Source organism: Seonamhaeicola sp. ABD4_340 (genome assembly GCF_056312135.1).
In genome coordinates, this window is the sequence record NZ_CM149981.1 from 2,922,136 (window position 1) to 2,944,499 (window position 22,364).

General features: G+C 32.4%; 22 protein-coding genes and 1 CRISPR repeat array. Of the genes, 16 read left to right on the plus strand and 6 right to left on the minus strand.

All coding sequences use genetic code 11. The features are described from left to right. Position 1: 1 nt before the first annotated feature. The 3 genes from cas1 (at position 2) to ACYX4H_RS12630 (ending at position 5,220) form a co-directional block, all read left to right on the plus strand. The gene (gene cas1, locus ACYX4H_RS12620) at positions 2 to 898 is read left to right on the plus strand and encodes a type II CRISPR-associated endonuclease Cas1 (RefSeq protein ID WP_476236639.1); all 897 of its coding nucleotides are present in this window, start codon (positions 2 to 4) and stop codon (positions 896 to 898) included. Positions 899 to 901: 3 nt separating this feature from the next. Next, positions 902 to 1,249, plus strand: coding sequence for a CRISPR-associated endonuclease Cas2 (gene cas2 / locus ACYX4H_RS12625; protein WP_476236640.1), 348 nt, complete (start codon positions 902 to 904; stop codon positions 1,247 to 1,249). A 156-nt stretch (positions 1,250 to 1,405) separates the two neighbouring features. After that, positions 1,406 to 4,788: a CRISPR direct-repeat array (repeat unit 46 nt; unit sequence CCTGTGAATTATCCATAAAAATAAAGAACTGAAAGCAATTCACAAC). A 72-nt stretch (positions 4,789 to 4,860) separates the two neighbouring features. Next, a complete protein-coding gene (locus tag ACYX4H_RS12630; protein ID WP_476236641.1) occupies positions 4,861 to 5,220 on the plus strand; it encodes a hypothetical protein in 360 nt (119 codons plus the stop codon). Between the two features lie 100 nt (positions 5,221 to 5,320). Here the strand turns inward: ACYX4H_RS12630 and ACYX4H_RS12635 are convergent, their stop codons facing one another. From ACYX4H_RS12635 to ACYX4H_RS12645, 3 genes are all read right to left on the minus strand, one after another. Then, positions 5,321 to 6,157 carry an OmpA/MotB family protein gene (locus ACYX4H_RS12635; protein WP_475296183.1) on the minus strand — a complete coding sequence of 279 codons (837 nt, stop codon included), beginning with the start codon at positions 6,155 to 6,157 and terminating at the stop codon, positions 5,321 to 5,323. A gap of 107 nt (positions 6,158 to 6,264) precedes the next feature. Then, on the minus strand, positions 6,265 to 7,254 hold the full coding sequence (locus ACYX4H_RS12640) for a glycosyltransferase family 2 protein (RefSeq protein WP_476236642.1): 990 nt from the start codon (positions 7,252 to 7,254) through the stop codon (positions 6,265 to 6,267). Continuing rightward, the gene (locus ACYX4H_RS12645) at positions 7,251 to 7,697 is read right to left on the minus strand and encodes a type I restriction enzyme HsdR N-terminal domain-containing protein (protein ID WP_476236643.1); all 447 of its coding nucleotides are present in this window, start codon (positions 7,695 to 7,697) and stop codon (positions 7,251 to 7,253) included. The genes ACYX4H_RS12640 and ACYX4H_RS12645 overlap by 4 nt, the downstream gene beginning before the upstream one ends. Positions 7,698 to 7,824: 127 nt before the next feature. Between ACYX4H_RS12645 and holA the strand changes: the two genes are divergently transcribed. Continuing rightward, the gene (holA, locus tag ACYX4H_RS12650; protein WP_476236644.1) at positions 7,825 to 8,829 is read left to right on the plus strand and encodes a DNA polymerase III subunit delta; all 1,005 of its coding nucleotides are present in this window, start codon (positions 7,825 to 7,827) and stop codon (positions 8,827 to 8,829) included. Positions 8,830 to 8,844: 15 nt separating this feature from the next. Continuing rightward, complete coding sequence (locus ACYX4H_RS12655) at positions 8,845 to 9,510, plus strand: uracil-DNA glycosylase (protein WP_476236645.1); 666 nt, start codon at positions 8,845 to 8,847, stop codon at positions 9,508 to 9,510. A gap of 3 nt (positions 9,511 to 9,513) precedes the next feature. On the opposite strand, the gene ACYX4H_RS12660 is transcribed toward ACYX4H_RS12655, so the two are convergent. Further along, the gene (locus ACYX4H_RS12660) at positions 9,514 to 9,690 is read right to left on the minus strand and encodes a hypothetical protein (protein WP_476236646.1); all 177 of its coding nucleotides are present in this window, start codon (positions 9,688 to 9,690) and stop codon (positions 9,514 to 9,516) included. Between the two features lie 264 nt (positions 9,691 to 9,954). Here ACYX4H_RS12660 and ACYX4H_RS12665 point away from each other — a divergent pair, with 264 nt between their 5' ends. The 7 genes from ACYX4H_RS12665 to ACYX4H_RS12695 are packed head-to-tail and all read left to right on the plus strand — an operon-like array spanning position 9,955 to position 16,771. Beyond that, entirely contained in the window at positions 9,955 to 10,794 is an 840-nt protein-coding gene (locus tag ACYX4H_RS12665; protein ID WP_476236647.1) for a 1,4-dihydroxy-2-naphthoyl-CoA synthase, read from the plus strand. Positions 10,795 to 10,797: 3 nt separating this feature from the next. Further along, a complete protein-coding gene (menA, locus tag ACYX4H_RS12670) occupies positions 10,798 to 11,700 on the plus strand; it encodes a 1,4-dihydroxy-2-naphthoate octaprenyltransferase (protein WP_476236648.1) in 903 nt (300 codons plus the stop codon). Positions 11,701 to 11,748: 48 nt separating this feature from the next. Continuing rightward, entirely contained in the window at positions 11,749 to 12,426 is a 678-nt protein-coding gene (locus ACYX4H_RS12675; RefSeq protein ID WP_475296191.1) for a metal-dependent hydrolase, read from the plus strand. After that, complete coding sequence (locus tag ACYX4H_RS12680) at positions 12,427 to 13,476, plus strand: o-succinylbenzoate synthase (RefSeq protein ID WP_476236649.1); 1,050 nt, start codon at positions 12,427 to 12,429, stop codon at positions 13,474 to 13,476. 4 nt (positions 13,477 to 13,480) lie between these two features. Next, positions 13,481 to 14,455 (plus strand): lysostaphin resistance A-like protein, encoded by a 975-nt coding sequence (locus ACYX4H_RS12685; RefSeq protein ID WP_476236650.1) that lies wholly within the window; start codon positions 13,481 to 13,483, stop codon positions 14,453 to 14,455. A gap of 12 nt (positions 14,456 to 14,467) precedes the next feature. Beyond that, positions 14,468 to 15,535: an AMP-binding protein gene (locus tag ACYX4H_RS12690; RefSeq protein ID WP_476236651.1), complete on the plus strand. Its 1,068-nt coding sequence runs from the start codon at positions 14,468 to 14,470 to the stop codon at positions 15,533 to 15,535. Between the two features lie 15 nt (positions 15,536 to 15,550). Next, the gene (locus tag ACYX4H_RS12695; RefSeq protein ID WP_476236652.1) at positions 15,551 to 16,771 is read left to right on the plus strand and encodes a class I SAM-dependent rRNA methyltransferase; all 1,221 of its coding nucleotides are present in this window, start codon (positions 15,551 to 15,553) and stop codon (positions 16,769 to 16,771) included. On the opposite strand, the gene ACYX4H_RS12700 is transcribed toward ACYX4H_RS12695, so the two are convergent. Then, positions 16,768 to 17,265 (minus strand): hypothetical protein, encoded by a 498-nt coding sequence (locus ACYX4H_RS12700; RefSeq protein ID WP_476236653.1) that lies wholly within the window; start codon positions 17,263 to 17,265, stop codon positions 16,768 to 16,770. The genes ACYX4H_RS12695 and ACYX4H_RS12700 overlap by 4 nt on opposite strands. 151 nt (positions 17,266 to 17,416) lie before the next feature. Here ACYX4H_RS12700 and ACYX4H_RS12705 point away from each other — a divergent pair, with 151 nt between their 5' ends. Beyond that, positions 17,417 to 18,364 carry an NAD(P)H-dependent flavin oxidoreductase gene (locus ACYX4H_RS12705; RefSeq protein WP_476236654.1) on the plus strand — a complete coding sequence of 316 codons (948 nt, stop codon included), beginning with the start codon at positions 17,417 to 17,419 and terminating at the stop codon, positions 18,362 to 18,364. Here ACYX4H_RS12705 and ACYX4H_RS12710 read toward each other — a convergent pair. After that, positions 18,353 to 18,712: a hypothetical protein gene (locus tag ACYX4H_RS12710; protein WP_476236656.1), complete on the minus strand. Its 360-nt coding sequence runs from the start codon at positions 18,710 to 18,712 to the stop codon at positions 18,353 to 18,355. The two genes, ACYX4H_RS12705 and ACYX4H_RS12710, sit on opposite strands and share 12 nt — an antisense overlap. A 208-nt stretch (positions 18,713 to 18,920) precedes the next feature. Between ACYX4H_RS12710 and ACYX4H_RS12715 the strand changes: the two genes are divergently transcribed. The 3 genes from ACYX4H_RS12715 (at position 18,921) to menD (ending at position 22,295) form a co-directional block, all read left to right on the plus strand. Continuing rightward, positions 18,921 to 19,343 carry a PaaI family thioesterase gene (locus ACYX4H_RS12715; RefSeq protein WP_476236657.1) on the plus strand — a complete coding sequence of 141 codons (423 nt, stop codon included), beginning with the start codon at positions 18,921 to 18,923 and terminating at the stop codon, positions 19,341 to 19,343. A gap of 7 nt (positions 19,344 to 19,350) precedes the next feature. Continuing rightward, entirely contained in the window at positions 19,351 to 20,466 is a 1,116-nt protein-coding gene (locus ACYX4H_RS12720) for a chorismate-binding protein (protein ID WP_476236659.1), read from the plus strand. 71 nt (positions 20,467 to 20,537) lie between these two features. Continuing rightward, positions 20,538 to 22,295, plus strand: coding sequence for a 2-succinyl-5-enolpyruvyl-6-hydroxy-3-cyclohexene-1-carboxylate synthase (menD, locus tag ACYX4H_RS12725; protein ID WP_476236660.1), 1,758 nt, complete (start codon positions 20,538 to 20,540; stop codon positions 22,293 to 22,295). The last annotated feature ends 69 nt before the right edge of the window (positions 22,296 to 22,364 follow it).

Genomic DNA, 22,364 nt, shown 5'->3' on the forward strand with positions numbered 1-22,364 from the left:
AATGATAAAACGCACTCTTTTTTTTGGCAATCCGGCTTATTTGAGTACCAAAAACGAACAAATGGTAGTCAGTTTTCCTGAAGATGATAAACTAGAAAGAAACATACCAATTGAAGATTTAGGGTATTTGGTTCTAGAACATTCACAAATAACTATTACCAATGGGTTGCTCATGAAACTGGTGCAAAATAAAACAGCAGTTATAACCTGCGATAAACAACATTTACCTTGTGGTTTTCTACAACCTTTGGTAGGGCATACAGAACAGACCGAACGTATGCGCCACCAATTAAATACTAGCCTCCCCTTAAAAAAGAATATGTGGCAGCAAACCGTAATGGCTAAAATAGACAATCAAGCCAATCATTTTTTAAGTTTAGGCAAAAATGCCCTACGCTTAAAACGTTATGCTAAAGCTGTAAAAAGTGGTGATTTAAATAATGAAGAAGCCTTGGCGGCAGCATATTATTTTCAAAATTTATTTGATATAGAGGGGTTTAGCCGCAACCAAAAAGGTGTAGCGCCCAATAACCTGCTCAATTATGGGTATGCTATATTAAGAGCGGTAACAGCAAGAGCCATAGTAAGTAGTGGTTTGTTGCCAAGTGTAGGTATTTTTCATCATAACAAATACAATGCCTTTTGTTTAGCCGATGATGTTATGGAACCCTACAGGCCATTTGTAGATGCATTGGTGTACGATATTGTAGAAAGTGGTTGCCAAATAGAAGAACTAAATACAAATTTAAAAGCGGAATTATTAACCATACCAGCTATTGATGTGGTGATTGATGATAAACAGAGCCCATTAATGAATGCTATGAGTAGAACAACAGCTAGTTTATATGAGTGTTTTGAAGGTACAAGCCGTAAAATTAGGTATCCTGTTTTTCAATAAATTATGAGGCAAAACCGATTAAACCGTTTAAATCAATACCGTTGCATGTGGGTTTTAGTATTTTTTGATTTGCCAACCGAAACCATAACCGAGCGTAAAGTAGCAGCCAAGTTTAGAAAAAACTTACTTAATGATGGTTTTAATATGTTTCAGTTTAGTATTTACATGCGCCATTGCCCCAGTAGAGAAAATGCTGCGGTGCATATAAAACGCACAAAACAAGCATTGCCTAAAAAAGGAAAGGTGTGTATTATGCAAATAACCGATAAACAGTTTAGTATGATGGAGTTGTTTCATGGTAAAAAAGAAGTTGAAAAAGAAACACCAAATCAGCAGCTAGAATTGTTTTAATTATAATGCAAAACTGGTATGTATTTAACTTGTTTTCAGTAATTCAGTATCTCAAAAAAACAACTTTTATATATGTGTAACCCTAATTCAGATAAAAAATGTGTAATTCTATAAATATAGATAAAAAACAGAATACCAGCTATTTGTAGCAAGTATCCTGTGAATTATCCATAAAAATAAAGAACTGAAAGCAATTCACAACCCTCTTCTGACTTAACCTCGATGTCTTCAGCCTGTGAATTATCCATAAAAATAAAGAACTGAAAGCAATTCACAACTAGATTCACCTAAAGCTATTATATATTTCCCTGTGAATTATCCATAAAAATAAAGAACTGAAAGCAATTCACAACTGGCTTTCTCGAAGCCTGTAAAACCTTGTTCCTGTGAATTATCCATAAAAATAAAGAACTGAAAGCAATTCACAACGCTCACCTAAAACCTCCATTATGATAGCTTCCTGTGAATTATCCATAAAAATAAAGAACTGAAAGCAATTCACAACTGATACCTTGATATGTATTAATAACAGCTTCCTGTGAATTATCCATAAAAATAAAGAACTGAAAGCAATTCACAACAAAAAACATGTTTAAAAATATGCAACCATGCCTGTGAATTATCCATAAAAATAAAGAACTGAAAGCAATTCACAACTGTCACTAAGTAATGAGCGTTTTGTACTGGCCTGTGAATTATCCATAAAAATAAAGAACTGAAAGCAATTCACAACGTTTTCATAATTTAAGGGTTTTAAGGGTTCCTGTGAATTATCCATAAAAATAAAGAACTGAAAGCAATTCACAACTAGTTAAGGCGAGTGCGCCTGAATATGTGACCTGTGAATTATCCATAAAAATAAAGAACTGAAAGCAATTCACAACGTGATGATTTTGGTACTAATAGACGTGTACCTGTGAATTATCCATAAAAATAAAGAACTGAAAGCAATTCACAACCAACATCATCTTGTTGTTTTTCCCACTTGCCTGTGAATTATCCATAAAAATAAAGAACTGAAAGCAATTCACAACTTTTACTACCTAATATTAAATTACCAAAAGCCTGTGAATTATCCATAAAAATAAAGAACTGAAAGCAATTCACAACTAGTTTTATAACTATGAACCACATAATTATCCTGTGAATTATCCATAAAAATAAAGAACTGAAAGCAATTCACAACGTGTTAACATTTCTGTTACTAGTTCGTGTTCCTGTGAATTATCCATAAAAATAAAGAACTGAAAGCAATTCACAACTAAAATCTCTTCCCTTATATCGTCTATATTCCTGTGAATTATCCATAAAAATAAAGAACTGAAAGCAATTCACAACTTGCGGATTGCTAACACTTCCAAACTTCATCCTGTGAATTATCCATAAAAATAAAGAACTGAAAGCAATTCACAACTTGGTTCTGTTGCGAATGATTCGGTTGTTTCCTGTGAATTATCCATAAAAATAAAGAACTGAAAGCAATTCACAACTAGTTTTATAACTATGAACCACATAATTATCCTGTGAATTATCCATAAAAATAAAGAACTGAAAGCAATTCACAACTATGTGGCGTTACTATTATGAAAGAATTACCTGTGAATTATCCATAAAAATAAAGAACTGAAAGCAATTCACAACGGTTGTTGCTTCTACTGTGTATATGTTCGCCCTGTGAATTATCCATAAAAATAAAGAACTGAAAGCAATTCACAACCTAGTGAAGCTAAAGCGTTTAAACCATTCACCTGTGAATTATCCATAAAAATAAAGAACTGAAAGCAATTCACAACACACGCCATGTTCCTGATTCTTGGTACAATCCTGTGAATTATCCATAAAAATAAAGAACTGAAAGCAATTCACAACACCTGTTCCAAACTCAACATAAGCAGCATACCTGTGAATTATCCATAAAAATAAAGAACTGAAAGCAATTCACAACAGTATGCGGTTGAAAGATTGTAAATAAATGCCTGTGAATTATCCATAAAAATAAAGAACTGAAAGCAATTCACAACGTGTCTTATTTCTTCGTTTAGTCTAACTTGCCTGTGAATTATCCATAAAAATAAAGAACTGAAAGCAATTCACAACTAAGAGATGCTTTTTATATCGACGACCAAACCTGTGAATTATCCATAAAAATAAAGAACTGAAAGCAATTCACAACTCATCGACTGTAATTTCTTCAAAGTCTGGACCTGTGAATTATCCATAAAAATAAAGAACTGAAAGCAATTCACAACATGGTGTTGTGTTGGGAGGTGATTATTTACCTGTGAATTATCCATAAAAATAAAGAACTGAAAGCAATTCACAACTAACAACTAACAATAATTAAAGTTATAATACCTGTGAATTATCCATAAAAATAAAGAACTGAAAGCAATTCACAACTTGCTCGATTGCCACTAACGCCAGCCGTAACCTGTGAATTATCCATAAAAATAAAGAACTGAAAGCAATTCACAACTCTTGCTTGTTTTGACCTATTAACCCCATTCCTGTGAATTATCCATAAAAATAAAGAACTGAAAGCAATTCACAACGCGAAGGTAGTTACCCGCTTTATTTTTTGCCCTGTGAATTATCCATAAAAATAAAGAACTGAAAGCAATTCACAACCTAACGAAGCTAAAGCGTTTAAACCATTCACCTGTGAATTATCCATAAAAATAAAGAACTGAAAGCAATTCACAACATGTAGTAGGTAGTTTGTTTGCGCCTTTTGCCTGTGAATTATCCATAAAAATAAAGAACTGAAAGCAATTCACAACTTTGGGTGGATGAATCCTTTGGAGGCGCACCCTGTGAATTATCCATAAAAATAAAGAACTGAAAGCAATTCACAACGTGTTTCGGCATCATTATTAGCTGTTGCGCCCTGTGAATTATCCATAAAAATAAAGAACTGAAAGCAATTCACAACGTAATTCATATTTCTTTAGTTTTTGTAATTCCTGTGAATTATCCATAAAAATAAAGAACTGAAAGCAATTCACAACTATAAATAGTTTCAGGCTCTTGCACTGCCTCCTGTGAATTATCCATAAAAATAAAGAACTGAAAGCAATTCACAACTTTGGTCGTCTATCTCATAAGCTGTACCTTCCTGTGAATTATCCATAAAAATAAAGAACTGAAAGCAATTCACAACAAAAAGCCTTTCTAAAATAACCTTTAGAACCTGTGAATTATCCATAAAAATAAAGAACTGAAAGCAATTCACAACAACACCACTAACACCTTTATCCATGTATGGCCTGTGAATTATCCATAAAAATAAAGAACTGAAAGCAATTCACAACGTAAGAACACAAGCGTTTTGTTATTTGTAACCTGTGAATTATCCATAAAAATAAAGAACTGAAAGCAATTCACAACGTAAGAACACAAGCGTTTTGTTATTTGTAACCTGTGAATTATCCATAAAAATAAAGAACTGAAAGCAATTCACAACGTAGTATTTATTTAAAACATCATTTGGTTTCCTGTGAATTATCCATAAAAATAAAGAACTGAAAGAAGCAATTACACAATAATGTAAATAGAGATAACGTTTTTACCGTTTAAAAAGCAATATAAATGAACACATTAAAGTTTATAGCATGGAACTAGAACCAATTAATTATTACTATGATTTAATTAATAGAGACGCCATAATAGTAAAGCAAAAAGCTCCTTTTTTTAATTGGGTGAATACTGTTTTTACTGATGATGAGCCTGTTACCAGTAATACCGAAAATAACGTATATCTTTTAAGAGAGATGGATGATATTGAAAAAGTTAGAAATTGGATAAAACACAACTACAATAAAATATTTGTAAACGAATTAAATGATTGGTGTACTGATGAAGCTAGTTGGCCGCAAAAAAGAACATTTAAAATGTTTAATGAATGGTTTGATGTTGATGTAACTTCAATGGTATTAGATTTAGAAGATTTCCCTGTGACTAAAGACTTATAAATGAATCATACTTTTTTGTAATAAAAAAACATAAAATAATACAATAAAACAAAAAAGCCCAACATTGTTGGGCTTTTAAAATATATGTATTGTTTATCTACTAGTTAGTAGCAGATAAGTTTTTCATTTCTTTTTCAATCATGTCGTAAAACTGATCAATTTTTGGTAATACAACAATACGCGTACGTCTGTTTTTTGCTCTGTTTTCAGCAGTATTGTTATCAACTAACGGTACATAGTGGCTACGTCCTGCAGCAATTAACTGGCTTGGGTTAACACCTAAATCTTCTAATACTCTAATAATAGATGTAGAACGTTTAACACTTAAATCCCAGTTGTCTAACAATGGCTCTTTTCTGTAAGGTACGTTATCAGTATGTCCTTCCACCATACACTCAAAATCTGGTTTACTATTTACCACTTTAGCAACTTTAGCTAATACATCTTTAGCTTTTGATGTTACAATGTAGCTACCGCTTTTAAATAATAATTTATCGGCAATAGAAATAAATACCACACCTTTTTCAACATTTACTTCAATGTCTGGGTCGTTAATACCAACTTCGCGTTTTAAGCTTGTTACTAAAGCCAATGTTACACTATCTTTTTTAGTAAGGGCATCTTGTAAGCGTGTAATTTTTAAATCTTTTTCTTTAATGCTTTCTAATGTTTTTTCAACATTGCTAGCACCTTTAGCAGATAATATTTGAAGGTTATCATTATACTTACGTAAATCTGCTACTTGCTCTTCTAAGGCTTGAGATCTTGCCGATGCTGATGCTTTTTCTTCTAAACATGAGTTTAATTTAACGGTAGCAGAGTTAAGCAAATCTTGAGTTTCTTTTTGTTTTTCTTGTAATGCCGTGTACTCTTTTTTAGATACACATGAGCTTAACAATAATACTGAAGATAAGCTAAATAATAAGAATTTTTTCATAAGTTATTAAGTAATTTATAAGGATTAATTTATCTAGTTGTGTTACAAAAGTATGTAAAAAAAACTGTTCAAAGTTGTTAGTTAACAAAACTTTTACTAAGTGCTTTTTATAATTGGTTATACGTGTTTTTTCTTAAAACAAAATATTGAAATACTATAGACTTTACATGGTTATACGTTTTTTTTGGTGTCATGGTTGTTCGTTTTTTTAATAATTGGTTTAATTGCGCATAGTAATGTAAATGCGCTTTAAGTATGGCTAAAGTGTGTTGGGGTTTTAATTCACATAAAAACTTAATTGCAGCAACACCATCTAGCAATAACCTAGCCAAAATTATACCAAAAAGTATGCCATGTGTGTTTTTTGTGAGTGTAAATAAGCTATTTCTAAAATTTAAGTACGTTTTTTTGGGGTTTGTGTTTTTTAGCGTAGCACCACCAACATGATATACGGTTGATGCACCTACGTATTTTACTTGGTAGCCCAAATTTATAGCACGCCAGCATAGGTCAATTTCTTCCATGTGCGCAAAAAAGGAAGCATCAAAGCCGTTTAAGGTGTTAAATACTGTTTTGCGTATAAATAAACAGGCCCCCGATGCCCAAAAAATTGAAGTTGTATCATTGTATTGCCCAACATCTTTTTCAACAGTATTAAAAATTCTGCCACGGCAATAGGGGTAAGCAAAGGCATCAATAAAACCACCGGCAGCACCAGCATATTCAAAATGGTCTTTTTGCTTGTAATCTAATATTTTAGGCTGAATAATAGCCGTGTTAGCATCTGTTTTAAAAGCAGTAATAATGGGTTCTAACCAATGTTCTGTTACTTCAACATCACTATTTAAAAGGCAAAAAATGGGTTCTTCAACATGTTTTAAAGCATCATTATAACCTTTGGCGTAGCCTCCATTTTCTGTGTTTTGAATAATTTTTACGGTAGGAAAATGTGCTTTTACATAAGCTACCGAAGCATCTGTTGAGGCATTATCTGCCACATAAATACTGGCTTGGGGCGAGTGTTTTGTTACCGATGGTAAAAATTGCTCTAGTAATTGTTTTCCATTCCAGTTTAATATAACAACGGCTATTTTCATACTTTGTAATTAGGAATGTCTTTTAAAAAATTATAACGCTCATTATCAAAATCCATTTGGCAATAATAATGATTTAATCCGTTTGTAACCATTAAATAGGTAGCGTTAAGCGCTAGATTGTATTGCGCAACTTGATCAAAAGTAGTTTGGTTAATAGTAATTTTAGGCGCTTTGCATTCAACAATTAAAAAAATTGAACCGTTGGGGTTAAAAACTACAATGTCGTAGCGTTTTTTTAATCCGTTTACAGTCAGTTCTTTTTCAACATTTATAAGCGATTTAGGATATTTTTTTTCCAACATTAAATACCTTACACAATGCTGGCGTACCCATTCTTCGGGCTGTAAAACCACAAACTTTTTACGAATACTATCGAATATAGAAATTTTATTTTCGTTACTTTTGAAACGAAACGCATATGTGGGGAAATTAAGTTGTTGCACGCTGCAAATTTATAACTATATAATGGCACTTTAAATTATTTTTAATAGAAAATAGTTTTGAAAATAATACCATAAATAGCACTTAAATACTAGCAAGGCAACACATACATTAAAAATAATTACACTTTTGGACGAGGTTAAACAACTGGTAACAGCCATAAAAAATAAGCAATTAAAACCCATTTACTTTTTAATGGGCGAAGAACCGTATTACATTGATAAAATATCAGATTTTATTGAAAGTACTGTTTTAACCGAAGAAGAGCGCGGGTTTAACCAAATGGTATTGTACGGTAGAGATGTAAGTATTGAAGATATTGTAAGTAATGCCAAACGATTTCCAATGATGGCCGAATACCAGGTTGTTATTGTAAAAGAAGCCCAAGACCTCTCTAGAACCATTGAAAAATTGGCGGCTTATGCGCAAAATCCGCAGCCAACCACCATATTAGTTGTAAATTACAAATACAAAAAAATAGATAAGCGCAAAACACTTTACAAAAGCCTCAAAAAAACAGGGGTTATTTATGAAAGTAAAAAACTGTATGATAACCAAGTAGCCGATTGGATTAGGCGCGTGCTTTCGCCAAAAGGCTATAAAATAGCTCCAAAAGCAGCGCAAATGTTGGTAGAGTTTTTAGGAACCGATTTAAGTAAAATTAATAACGAGCTTGAAAAACTTCAAATTATTTTACCTGAAAACACACAAATCACACCAGAGCATATTGAAGAAAACATAGGAATAAGTAAAGACTTTAATAATTTTGAGTTACGCAAAGCCATTGGTGAAAAAAATGCGATTAAAGCGTATAAGATAGTGAATTACTTTGCCGAAAACCCTAAAGACAACCCTATGGTGGTTACCGTGGCGTTGTTGTTTAACTTTTTTTCGCAGTTATTACAGTTTCATGGCATGACCGATAAATCACCCAGAAATGTAGCGGCTGCACTTAAAATCAATCCGTATTTTGTAAATGAATATATTACAGCAGCAAAAAACTATCCTATGCGAAAAGTTAGTGCTATTGTGGCACTGTTAAGAACGTTTGATGTAAAAGGAAAAGGGGTAGGTGCTAATGCTGTTCCGCAAGGCGATTTATTAAAAGAATTACTTGCTGGTATTTTAAATTAACATACTATATTTTGAATGAACGTTGATATTCACCATAGTTGGAGACCTTATTTAGAACCCGAATTTAATAAACCATATTTTTCTGAGTTGGTAGCCTTTGTAAAACAAGAGTATGAGCAATACACGTGTTATCCGCCAGGGAATGCTATTTTTAACGCTTTTAATCACTGTCATTTTAATGATGTTAAAGTCGTTATCATTGGTCAAGACCCCTACCACGGACCAAACCAAGCTAACGGATTATGTTTTTCAGTGAATGACGGTATAGCGCATCCACCATCATTAATAAATATTTTTAAAGAAATAGAAACTGATTTAGGTGTGGCGTATCCTAAAAGTGGTAATTTAATGCGTTGGGCGCAACAAGGGGTTTTGCTTTTAAACGCAACACTTACAGTGAGAGCTCACGAGGCAGGAAGTCACCAAAAACAAGGTTGGGAAACCTTTACTGATGCTGTTATAAAAACCGTTAGTACTCACACAAATGATGTGGTGTTTTTATTATGGGGTGGCTTTGCTAAGAAAAAGGCTAAGTTAATAGATGTAAAGAAACACCATGTGTTAACTTCAGGGCATCCTTCGCCATTAAGTGCAAATAGAGGGTATTGGTTTAATAATTCACATTTTAGTAAAACCAATAGCATATTAAAAAAGGTGCATAAAGCACCTGTTAATTGGTAGTTTTTAGCTTCCTGTAGGTGCTAAAACTTGGTTGCCTGTAGTTGCGTGTGCCTTTCTAGAGTTTAGTACAACAATTCTTTTGTCTTTATTACTTTTATTAACTTTATTAACACTAAAAATCAGCAATAAAAAGTTAATTAAAACTAAAGAAGCAATGGTTAGGGTAATTGTTAATAGCATAGGCCACTGGGTTTTAAGTTTACGGTAAAATACGCTTTTTGGTTGATAAAAAGCATAAATTACTATTAAATTTACAATTATACTGCAAACATAATACATAAAGTACTACAAAACAATACGTGCTTATACTAATCTATTATAATTAACAAATGTTTAAAATACCTCTAACATAATATGTAATATGTTAATTTATTAACAAGAAAATTATCTAATTCTAGATGCCCTATTTGTTTAAAAAAATTATTTTTGAGAAAAATATGAATTATGAAGAAAGCAAATTGGGTAACAGCTAAAGAATATCAAGATATAACATATAAAAAATGTAACGGTGTAGCACGTATTGCATTTAACAGACCAAATGTTAGAAATGCCTTTAGGCCAAAAACAACAAGTGAGCTTTATGATGCTTTTTATGATGCTAATGAAGACGTTAATATAGGTGCCGTTTTACTATCGGCCGAAGGACCTTCAACCAAAGATGGCGTGTATTCGTTTTGTAGTGGTGGCGACCAAAAAGCGAGAGGGCATCAAGGTTACGTTGGTGAAGATGGATACCACAGATTAAATATTTTAGAAGTACAACGTTTAATACGGTTTATGCCAAAAGCGGTTATAGCCGTAGTACCAGGATGGGCTGTTGGTGGTGGCCATAGTTTGCATGTGGTGTGCGATTTAACTCTAGCAAGTAAAGAACACGCTATTTTTAAACAAACAGATGCCGATGTTACTAGTTTTGATGGTGGTTATGGCTCAGCGTATTTAGCTAAAATGGTAGGGCAAAAAAAAGCCAGAGAAATATTCTTTTTAGGCAGAAATTATTCGGCACAAGAGGCTTATGAAATGGGGATGGTAAATGCTGTTATTCCGCATGATGAATTAGAAGATACAGCCTATGAATGGGCACAAGAAATTTTAGCAAAATCACCCACATCTATAAAAATGCTAAAGTTCGCCATGAATTTAACTGATGATGGTATGGTTGGCCAACAAGTATTTGCAGGTGAAGCTACAAGGTTAGCTTACATGACCGATGAAGCTAGAGAAGGGCGTAATGCATTTTTAGAAAAACGAGCGCCTAATTTTGAGAAAAAATGGATTCCTTAAAATATGAGTAAATTTTCTATTTGGGTATCTTCAATGCGGTTGCGTACGTTACCGCTTTCAATTTCTGGTATTATAATAGCATCGTGTTTAGCGGCAAAAAAAGGTGTGTTTAGCTGGGGTATTTTTACACTCGCTATTTTAACCACATTGAGTTTGCAAATTTTATCTAATTTGGCAAATGATTATGGAGATGGCGTAAAAGGCACAGATAATGATGATAGAATAGGGCCTGAGCGCGCTATTCAATCGGGTAAATTAACACCCAAAGAAATGCTAAACGCCATTAAAATAAACGTGTTTATAGCCATTGCTCTTGCTTTAACACTCATTTTTACAGCTTTTGGTACACAAAATGTTTTATTATTACTCACGTTTTTTATTTTAGGTTTAGCCAGTATTGTGGCTGCCATAAAATATACTATTGGTGGTAGCGCTTATGGTTACCGTGGGTTGGGTGATGTGTTTGTGTTTATATTTTTTGGCTTGGTAAGTGTATGTGGTTGTTATGTGTTATACGCCAAAGCTTTACATGCTGTGGTTTTTTTGCCAGCATGTGCAGTGGGGTTATTAAGTGCGGGTGTTCTTAATTTAAATAATATGCGCGACATCATATCTGATGAAAAATCTAATAAAATAACCTTAGCAGTAAAATTAGGAAGAAAAAAAGCAAAAATATACCACTATACACTTGTTGTGTTGGCAATAATATTATCGGCCTTATTCGGTATACTTTATTATGCATCACCTTTAAATCTTATTTTTGTGGTGGCTTATGTGCCTTTATTATTTCATTTAAAAACCGTTAAAAATAACAAAGAACCCAAGCTCTTAGACCCTGAATTAAAAAAACTAGCATTAACAACCGTTTTGCTAGCCATTCTTTTAGGTGTAGGGCATTTATTGTAAGCATAACTTTTTGTAATTTTAGCTAGTCAATTTTTTAATACAAACATCATGAAAATTACATTTTTGGGTCACGCCAGTTTAGCCATTCAAATTGGCGATATTGATATTTTGGTCGATCCGTTTATTACAGGAAACCCTAAAGCGTCACATATAAAAATAGAAAACTTAAATGCCAACTATATTTTAGTAACACATGCACACCAAGATCATATTTTAGATGTTGAAGCTATTGCAAGACATACAGGCGCCACAATAATTTCTAATTATGAAATTGTGAACCATTACAGCGCTTTGAATTTAGAAGGACACCCAATGAATCATGGCGGTTCATGGGATTTTGAGTTTGGCAAAGTAAAATATGTAAATGCCATACACACATCATCATTTCCTGATGGTAGTTACGGTGGGCAACCTGGAGGTTTTATAATTGAAGGCGAACATAAAAATATTTACATAGCCGGTGATACCGCTTTAACTTTTGATATGAAATTAATACCCATGCAAACCAATTTAGATTTAGCCATTTTACCAATTGGCGATAATTTTACAATGGGTGTTGATGATGCCATTATTGCAAGTAATTTTTTAGAATGTAATAAAGTTTTAGGCTATCATTATGATACCTTTGGTTATATTGAAATTGATCATGCTGCCGCAAAGAAAAAATTCTTTGATAATGATAAAGATTTAATGTTGTTGAATATAGGAGAATCTATTGAATTGTAAATGATTAAAGCCAGTTACCAACAATACATTTTAAATTTTAAACACCCCAGCGGAACTTCACGAGGTATTTTAAAAACCAAAGAAACGTGGTTTATTTTTTTAACTTCGGAAGGCAAACAAGGCATTGGCGAATGTGGTTTATTTAGAGGTTTATCTATTGATGATAGACCTGATTATGAAGAAAAACTACAATGGGTTTGCAATAACATACATTTGGGGTTGACCAAACTATTAGAAGCTTTAACCGAATTCCCCAGCATTCAATTTGGTTTAGAAATGGCTTTTTTATCGTTACAAGCCACTGATTCTTTTACGTTATTTCCTTCACAATTTACAAAAAACGAAGCGCCAATACCAATTAATGGTTTAATTTGGATGGGTTCTGAAGCCTTTATGAAACAGCAAATAGAGGCTAAAATTAAGGAAGGTTTTACATGCATAAAAATGAAAATTGGAGCTATAGATTTTGATGCCGAATGTAAACTACTAAAATCTATAAGAACATCATTTTCAGTAAATGATATAGAATTACGTGTTGATGCCAATGGTGCTTTTTCACCCGGTGAAGCTTTAGAGAAATTAAAAATATTATCAGATTTCAATTTACACTCCATTGAACAACCCATAAAACAAGGTCAAATAGAAGACATGGCACAACTTTGTGATGTAACGCCGTTACCAATAGCTTTAGATGAAGAATTAATTGGTGTGTTTTCTGTAACAAATAAAGAAACTTTAATACAAACCATACAACCGCAATACATTATACTAAAACCCAGTTTAATTGGTGGTTTTAGCGGAAGTGATACGTGGATACAAATTGCTGAAAATCATAATATTGGTTGGTGGATTACCAGTGCTTTAGAAAGTAATGTAGGCCTTAATGCCATTGCACAATACACCTATAATAAACAAAGTATTATGCCCCAAGGATTAGGCACAGGCAGTTTATTTACAAACAATTTTAGTAGTCCATTGCAAGTAAAAAATGGTACATTGCAATACAATAAAAACAAAACGTGGAATTTAGAATTTTTAACAAACAAATAATAGTATGTATATAGCACAAGCATTTAATGTTTTGCATGATTGGTGGCGGTATGTAATTGGCGTGGTAATAGTTGTATTTGGTGTTATAGTTGGGCAGTTGCCATTTACAGCAGCCGTTATAGCAAAAGCATTTAGTAGTGGTGAAGATATGGCTAATTTAGACCAAACTAAAATGCTTGGATTATTAGAGCCTAATTTAAGTCTGTTTTTAATGTTATTATCATTCGCGACAGGTTTATTAGCAGTTATTTTAGTATCAAAATACTTGCATAAGCAATCATTTACGCATTTAACCACCAGCCGCAAAAAAATAGATTGGAAACGTTTTTGGTTTATTTTTGTGATTTGGGGCGTTATTTCTAGTGCTTTAATAGCGGTTGAATATTTTGCTGCACCAGAAAATTACCAACTAAATTTTAAGTTAGTACCATTTTTAATTTTATGCGTAATTGCCATAATAATGGTACCGCTGCAAACCAGTTTTGAAGAGTACTTATTTAGAGGCTATTTAATGCAGGGTATTGGGGTTATTTCTAAAAATAAATGGCTACCACTATTAATTACATCTATAGTTTTCGGCTTGCTACATATTGCAAATCCGGAGGTAGAAAAATTAGGCTATCTTATAATGGTTTACTACATTGGTACTGGTTTATTTTTGGGTATAATAACGCTAATGGATGAAGGTATGGAATTAGCTTTGGGCTTTCACGCAGCCAATAATTTATTTGCTGCTTTATTGCTTACAGCAGACTGGACAGCGTTTCAAACGCACTCTATTTTAAAAGATATTTCAGACCCCGAGCAAATTGGGTTTACGGAGCTTATTTTGCCTGTTTTTGTAATTTTTCCAATACTACTGTTTATACTTTCAAAAAAATATAAATGGACCAACTGGAAAGATAAATTAGTAGGCACAGTTACAGAACCGCCTAAAGAAGATTACAAAGTTTTAGAAGATATAGATTTTCAACCATAAATACACAACACAATGATTCCTACTTACACAAACGTACACTTAAGGTTTAAGTTAAATAACTATCATTATTCATTTGAAGACCTCATGGAAGTAGCCTACAGTTTTACCAAAGAAGGTATACCGTACCAGCGTGAGTTAGGGTTATTTCTGTTAGATTGGTTAGATAATAAAGATTATATAGAAGTACAAACCTCAGGGTCTACAGGCAAACCCAAAAAACTAAAAATAAAAAAACAAGCTATGGTAAATTCTGCCATTGCTACAGGTAACTTTTTTAATTTAACTCCAGGAAAAAAGGTGTTAAACTGTTTACCATCAAACTTTATTGCTGGTAAAATGATGATTGTTAGAGCCATAATTTTAGGTTTAGAACTAGATATGGTTGAACCATCTGTTTCACCAAGAATAGATTTAAAAAAGCACTATGATTTTTGTGCTTTTACACCCATGCAACTTAAAAACTTTGCAAAACACCTAAAATCTTTAAAAACAGCTATAGTTGGCGGCGGTCGCGTATCTGAACCCATAAAAGCTTTAATTCAAGATAAACCAACGCAGGTGTATGAAACTTATGGCATGACAGAAACTGTTACGCATATTGCCGTTAGAAAACTTAACCATTTTACAGATGAAGATTCTAAAATATGTTTCACAACACTACCCGATATTAAAATTTCAACAGATGAAAGAAATTGTTTAGTAATTGAAGCACCTCACATATCAGATGATACAGTAGTTACTAACGATATTGTGAAAATTCATTCTGAAAACGAGTTTGAATGGTTAGGGCGTTTTGATAATGTGATAAATTCTGGTGGGATAAAATTATATCCTGAACAAATTGAAGAAAAACTGCAAAGTAAAATAAAAGAACAATTTTTTGTTACTTCTATGCCCGATGATACTTTGGGAGATAAACTAATTTTAATTGTTGAAGGTGAAGAAAATTGTGTAGATCCTTCTGTTTTTAATGGTTTAGATAAATATCAAGTACCTAAAAAGGTATACTATTTACCTAATTTTGCTGAAACACTTTCAGGTAAAATACACAGAGAAAACACTTTAAAATTGATACAGTAAAAAATTTTAGTTTTAGTGTTTTCAAAACAAATACAATCTTTATACAAACCGAAACGTTTAGCGGTAAAACTTAGTGCAAAAGGCGAGCAATCTGTTTTAAAACAGCACCCATGGGTGTTTTCAAATAGCATAATAAAAATTAATAATAATGCTAAAACAGGCGATTTAGCTATTGTTTTCAGTAAAAATAGCAACAAACCCATTGGCTTGGGTTTATTTGATGCTAATTCACCCATAAGAATTAAAATGATGCATTTTTCAGCAGAAACCATCAATGCATCTTTCTTTTTAAAAAAAATAAAAACAGCCTATTCAAAACGCTTACCATTATTAAAAACTAATACCAATAGTTACAGATTGCTGTTTGGTGAAAATGATGGGTTTCCGGGTTTAATTGCAGATGTATATGCGTCTGTTTTAGTTGTAAAATTATATTCTGAAATTTGGTTACCTTATTTAGAAACTGTTTTAGAAAGTTTGCAAACTGTAACGCAGGCAAACACCATTGTAATACGGTTAAGCAGAAGTTTGCAACAAGCTAATAATCATCATTTAAATGATGGCGATGTTGTGTTTGGTACTTTAGAAAATGAAGTAGTTAATTTCGTGGAGCATAACGTAAACTTTTCAGCTAACGTTATAAAAGGACATAAAACGGGTTATTTTTTAGATCATAGAGCCAACCGAAAACAAGTAGGGCAGTGGAGCAAAAATAAAACTGTTTTAGATGTGTTTAGTTATGCTGGCGGTTTTTCGGTGCATGCCTTAGCCAATGGCGCAAAAGAAGTTACAAGTTTAGATATTAGTAAACAAGCGCTAAATATTGCCGTTGAAAATGGTAAATTAAATAACTACACAGGCAAACATTTAACCATGGCTGGAGACGCTTTTGAAACTTTAAATACGCTTATAAAAAACGGTAAAACTTTTGATGTGGTGGTAATTGATCCGCCTAGTTTTGCCAAACAACAATCTGAAATTGTATTGGCTAAAAAAAAGTATGCACAATTAGCAAAATTAGGTGTAAAACTAACTGCTAAAAATGGTTTGTTAGTGTTAGCATCATGTTCATCGCGTGTGTTGGCACAAGCTTTTTTTGACATTAATTTGCAAGTATTAACAGCCCAAACAAGACCTTTTAAAAACATATTAAATACGTACCACGATATAGATCATCCTGTGGCATTTCCAGAAGGTGCCTATTTAAAATGTGGTTATTATAGGTTTAGTAATTAAATAAATTGGCCTTTTTCATTTGTTTTTACTTCAATAATGTCATTATTATGTTTTAATATTACGTGATATTCTTTTACTGCCAATCCTTTTTTAGCTATGTATTTAAGTTTGTAAACATCTTCAACAATGCAGCAGTTTGGGTATTTTTTACAAATGGCTTGCGAAACTTCTAACGGTAAACGTACGTTATTAAATGTTTCATAAGCACGCACAATAGTTCCTTCTTTTGTAAAATACGCTACAATGTCACCATGTTCTGTACTAAAATTTACGCTATATACATCATCTTTTCTATCATACAGTTCTGCTATAGTTTCATAATCAAAATTAGAAACTATTTCTTGTAACTTTTTTATGCACAATGCATTATCTTCTTCAAAAGTAGAAGTATAATCTGTGTTAACAGTTATTACTGTGTTTGGTAACGTAATGGTTTGGGCGGTAGTGAAGCCTAATGCAAATAGGGTTAAAATACTAGTAACGAGAGTTTTCATGATATTGTTGTTTTATTTCAACTATAAAATTAACTATGCGTGCATAATAATTTTATGATAAATATCATGTTATCAGAAATTTAAGTTCAGATTAAATATAAATTTGTTATGCATGCATAATATTTATTATATTTGTTTAAATTGAAATAGTATGTCTGTAAGTATCACCAATATTTTAAATATAAAATACCCAATTATACAAGCACCCATGTTTTTGGTATCTAATGTTGCTATGGTAACCGAGGCTATGAAAAGTGGTATAGCAGGTTGTATACCAGCATTAAATTACCGTACGTTAGATGAATTAAGTGAGGCTATACAAGCTCTTAAAAAGGCAAAAGTTGAAGGTGGTTCATTTGGGTTTAATTTAATTGTAAATAAATCGAATGTAAAATACAAAGCGCAGTTAGAAGTTTTGTGTAACGAAGGTTGTGATTTTATTATAACCTCACTGGGTAGTCCAGAGGAAACCATAAAACAAGCTCACAAAGCAGGTATAAAAGTATTTTGTGATGTAACCGATTTAAAATTTGCAAAAAAAGTGGAAGCTTTAGGTGCCGATGCTATTATTGCTGTAAATAATGAAGCAGGTGGCCACCGAGGCAATATTTCACCAAAAGATTTAATTACAGAATTGGTAGCAAATTGTAATATTCCTGTTATTTCGGCAGGTGGTGTTGGTTGTAAGGCAGATGTTGATAAAATGTTAAGCTACGGCGCTTCGGGCGTATCAGTTGGCAGTCCGTTTATAGCATCTGTAGAAGCTGGTGTAACTAGTGAGTATAAACAAGCTTGTGTAGATTATGGCGCCGATGATATTGTAATGACAGAACGTATTTCTGGTACACCGTGTACTGTTATAAATACACCTTATGTAAAAAAAATAGGCACAAAATCTACGTGGATTGAAAACATATTAAATAAAAACCGAAAACTTAAAAAGTGGGTGAAAATGATACGTTTTTCAATAGGTATGAATGCCACTAAAAATGCGGCCACCAAAGCTACCTACAAAACAGTTTGGGTTGCTGGCCCAAGTATAGAGCACACCAAAGCTATTTTACCCGTTAAAGCTATTGTAAAAGGTTTAGTTAGCTAATAGCAATGCTTCTTTTTGTTTTTTAGCTTTGTTTTTGCCTGTAAAAATACTTAAGGTAAAACTAGCCGCTAGTCCACCAAGTGCGCTACTAGCAGCTTCAACAGTATCAAATTTGTTATTGGGTTTTCCGCTATCTAAGAGCTCTTTAGTAATTCCAGCGGCTGTAGCCATACCAAAGCTATACCAAAAGGCCTTTTTCTTATCTTTTGTTTTAATATAAACTACGGTATAAATACTTGTTGAAATAACTGCACCTGCAATAATATGCAATTTATCATCTTCTGAAGGATATTGTGCTTGAGAGACTGCACAAAACATACATGTTAATAATAGCAAAAAAGATTTCATAATTGGTTGATTTACTTTTAATTATTCAATTTTAAAACCTTTTTTTTATATTAAAGTTTATAATAGTTTAAAAGTAAATTTTAATAGATAAAAACACGAAATAGTGCAGTTTGTAAACTCAAAAAAATATAAACCAACAACAACAAAACAAATACTAATGCTTTAAGTTTTGTATTTTTGCAAACTAAAAATTAAAAAATTATTCAGCATGCAACTATCTAAAGAAATGGTATTAGAACAAGCAAATAACGCTACCAAAAATACTTTAATGGAAACCTTAGATATTAAAATGATTGATTTTGGTGACGATTTTTTAATAGCCCGCATGCCTGTTACACCCAAAGTACATCAACCCGATGGTGTTTTGCACGGTGGCGCTACAGCTGCTTTAGCTGAAACCGTGGGTAGTTTTGCATCGCATATTTTTATTGATACAGAAAATATGTTTGTTCGTGGTTTAGAAATTACGGCAAACCATTTAAAAAGCGTAAAATCTGGTTTTGTGTATGCCAAGGCCACGTTTTTACATAAAGGCCGCACTACACAACTTATTGATATTAAAATTACCGATGATGATGAAAACTTAATATCGGTTTGTAAATTAACTACCATTTCGCTTCCAAAAAAATAGATAAATAATGACTTCGGAAGTGTTTTTCAACCATATTGAAACCCAATACAAACAGCAGTTACCATTTGTAGTATACCGTAAGCCAAATAAAACAAAAGTTAGCGGTTTATTACAAAAAACTGATGAATTGCATACAACATCAAATTTTACAGAACAAGGCTTTGTGTTTTCTCCTTTTGATGATTCTCAAAAAACAGTTTTATTTCCTTTTAAAGCTTGTGAAACCATAACACTAAATGATTACACTGAAACTAGCAATTTTTCAAGTAATACAAATGCCAAATTTGATGACGTTTCAAAAAAACAGCATATAGCATTAGTTGAAAAAGCTGTTGAAGTTTTAAAAGAAGACACTTTAAAAAAAGTAGTATTATCTAGGGTTGAAAGTATAGATTTAAACACCGAGAATCCGTTTTTAATATTTAAACGTTTACTTCAAAACTATCAAAAGGCATTTGTGTACTGCTGGTATCACCCAAAAGTAGGGTTGTGGTTAGGCGCTACCCCAGAAACCTTAGTAAAAATTGAAGGTAGCAGATTTTCTATAATGGCCTTGGCCGGTACACAAGTGTATAATGGCAGTTTAGATGTGGTTTGGCAAAATAAAGAATTACAAGAACAGCAATACGTAACAGATTATGTGGTTAAAAATTTAAAATCTGCCGCCCAAAGTATTCAGGTTTCAAAAACAAACACAGTTAAAGCGGGGAGTTTACTACATTTAAAAACCATAATATCTGCACAGCTAAAAACTACTGCCAATTTAAACGATGTTATAAAAACCATGCACCCAACACCAGCTGTTTGCGGTGTGCCCAAAGAAAAAGCCAAACAATTTATTTTAAAACACGAGCCTTATAATCGTGAGTTTTATACAGGTTTTTTAGGAGAATTAAATTATGAAACTACTTTAAAACCACGATCTAGCAAACGCAACATAGAAAATAGGGCATACAGCACCACTAAAAAAAGCACACAATTGTATGTTAACTTGCGTTGCATGCAACTTAAAAACAACCAAGCGTTAGTGTATATAGGTGGCGGTATTACAAAAGGATCTAATGCCGAAAAAGAGTGGGAGGAAACCGTTTCAAAATCATTAATAATAAAATCGGTTTTATAAAAGTATTAACAGTGGTTTTGGCATATATTTAAAGCACTATTTTGTAATTTTGTATTACATTTTTTAGTTCTATGATGTATCCTAAAATTCCGTTAGCCCAAACCGTTATTCAACTTTGTAAAGCTAAAGGTATTAAACATATAGTTTTATCTCCTGGTAGCCGTAATGCACCACTAACCATTGGGTTTTCAAATAACAACTATTTTAAATGTTACAGTGTTGTAGATGAGCGTTGTGCGGCATTTTTTGCACTTGGTATTGCACAAAAATTACAAGAACCAACAGCTGTGGTTTGTACATCGGGTAGTGCGCTATTAAATTATTATCCGGCAGTTGCCGAGGCCTTTTACAGCCATATTCCGTTAGTAGTTATTTCGGCTGATAGACCTAAGCATTTAATTGGTATTGGTGATGGGCAAACCATTAATCAGCCCAATGTTTTTGAAAATCACATTCATTATTCGGCCAATTTGAAGCAAGATTTAAATGAAAATGAAGCAGAAAATCAAACCGAAGATGTGCCTATTTTTCAAAATTTAGAAAATAAAATTGAAACGTTATTAGGTTTAAAACAATCTATTCAAACTTATAATGAAACTGAAATTAACAAAGCCATTAATGTTTCAATAGAAAAAAAAGGACCTGTACATTTAAATGTGCCTTTTAATGAACCATTATATGAACGTGTTGAACATTTATCTGTACAGCCAGAAGTTCAATTACCTAAAATAAAAGATGATACGGTTAATGATGATGTTTTAAATACTTGTGTTGCAGATTGGAATAACGCAAAACGTAAAATGATTTTAGTAGGCGTAAATAAACCCAACGACATTGAACAGCATTGGCTTGATGCATTAGCTAATGATAAAAGCGTTATTGTTTTTACAGAAACGACTTCAAACATTCACAACAACGCTTTTTTTCCAAGTATAGATCAAATAATTGCGCCATTAAATGCAGATGATTTCAATAAGCTTCAACCAGAAATATTACTCACCTTTGGCGGATTAGTAGTATCAAAAAAAATAAAAGCATTTTTACGCAATTACAAACCTAAACAGCATTGGCATATTGGTAATACTAAAGCTAACAACACGTTTTTCAGTTTAAATAAAATTATAGAAACCACACCAAATACATTTTTCAACGTATTTTTACCTAAAATAAATGCCGTAAAAAGTAACTATCAAACGTATTGGGAAAACGTAAAAAAGCATAGAATTTTAAAACATAGTGCGTATTTAAAAACCATTCCATTTTCAGATTTTACGGCTTTTAACACACTATTACAAGCCATACCAAACCATACGGTTTTACAACTAAGCAATAGTTCAACCATACGCTATGCGCAGTTGTTTACATTAAATAATACTTTAGAGGTGTATTGTAACCGTGGTACAAGTGGTATAGATGGTAGTACGGCTACAGCTATTGGGTTTGCATCAGTTTCAAACAAACAAACAACACTCATTACAGGCGATTTAAGCTTTTTTTACGATAGCAATGCCCTTTGGAACAACCATATTCCTTTAAATTTTAGAATTATAGTAATAAACAATCAAGGTGGTGGTATTTTCAGGATTTTACCAGGCCACAAAAACACCGAAAATTTTGATACCTATTTTGAAACCACACACCATTTAACAGCAAAACATTTATGCGCCATGTATGGGTTTAACTATGAAAAAGCACATGATAATACATCATTAAAAAGCGCTTTAAAAACATTTTTTAATGAAGACGATACTCCAAAATTATTAGAAATATTTACCCCAAAAAATACTAATGATGAAATCCTTTTAAATTATTTTAAATTTATAAAGTAAAAATGTGACTTATTTTTTACAGCTGTGTCTAAAAATTGTATCTTTAAAAAAGTTATCAATTAAAATATT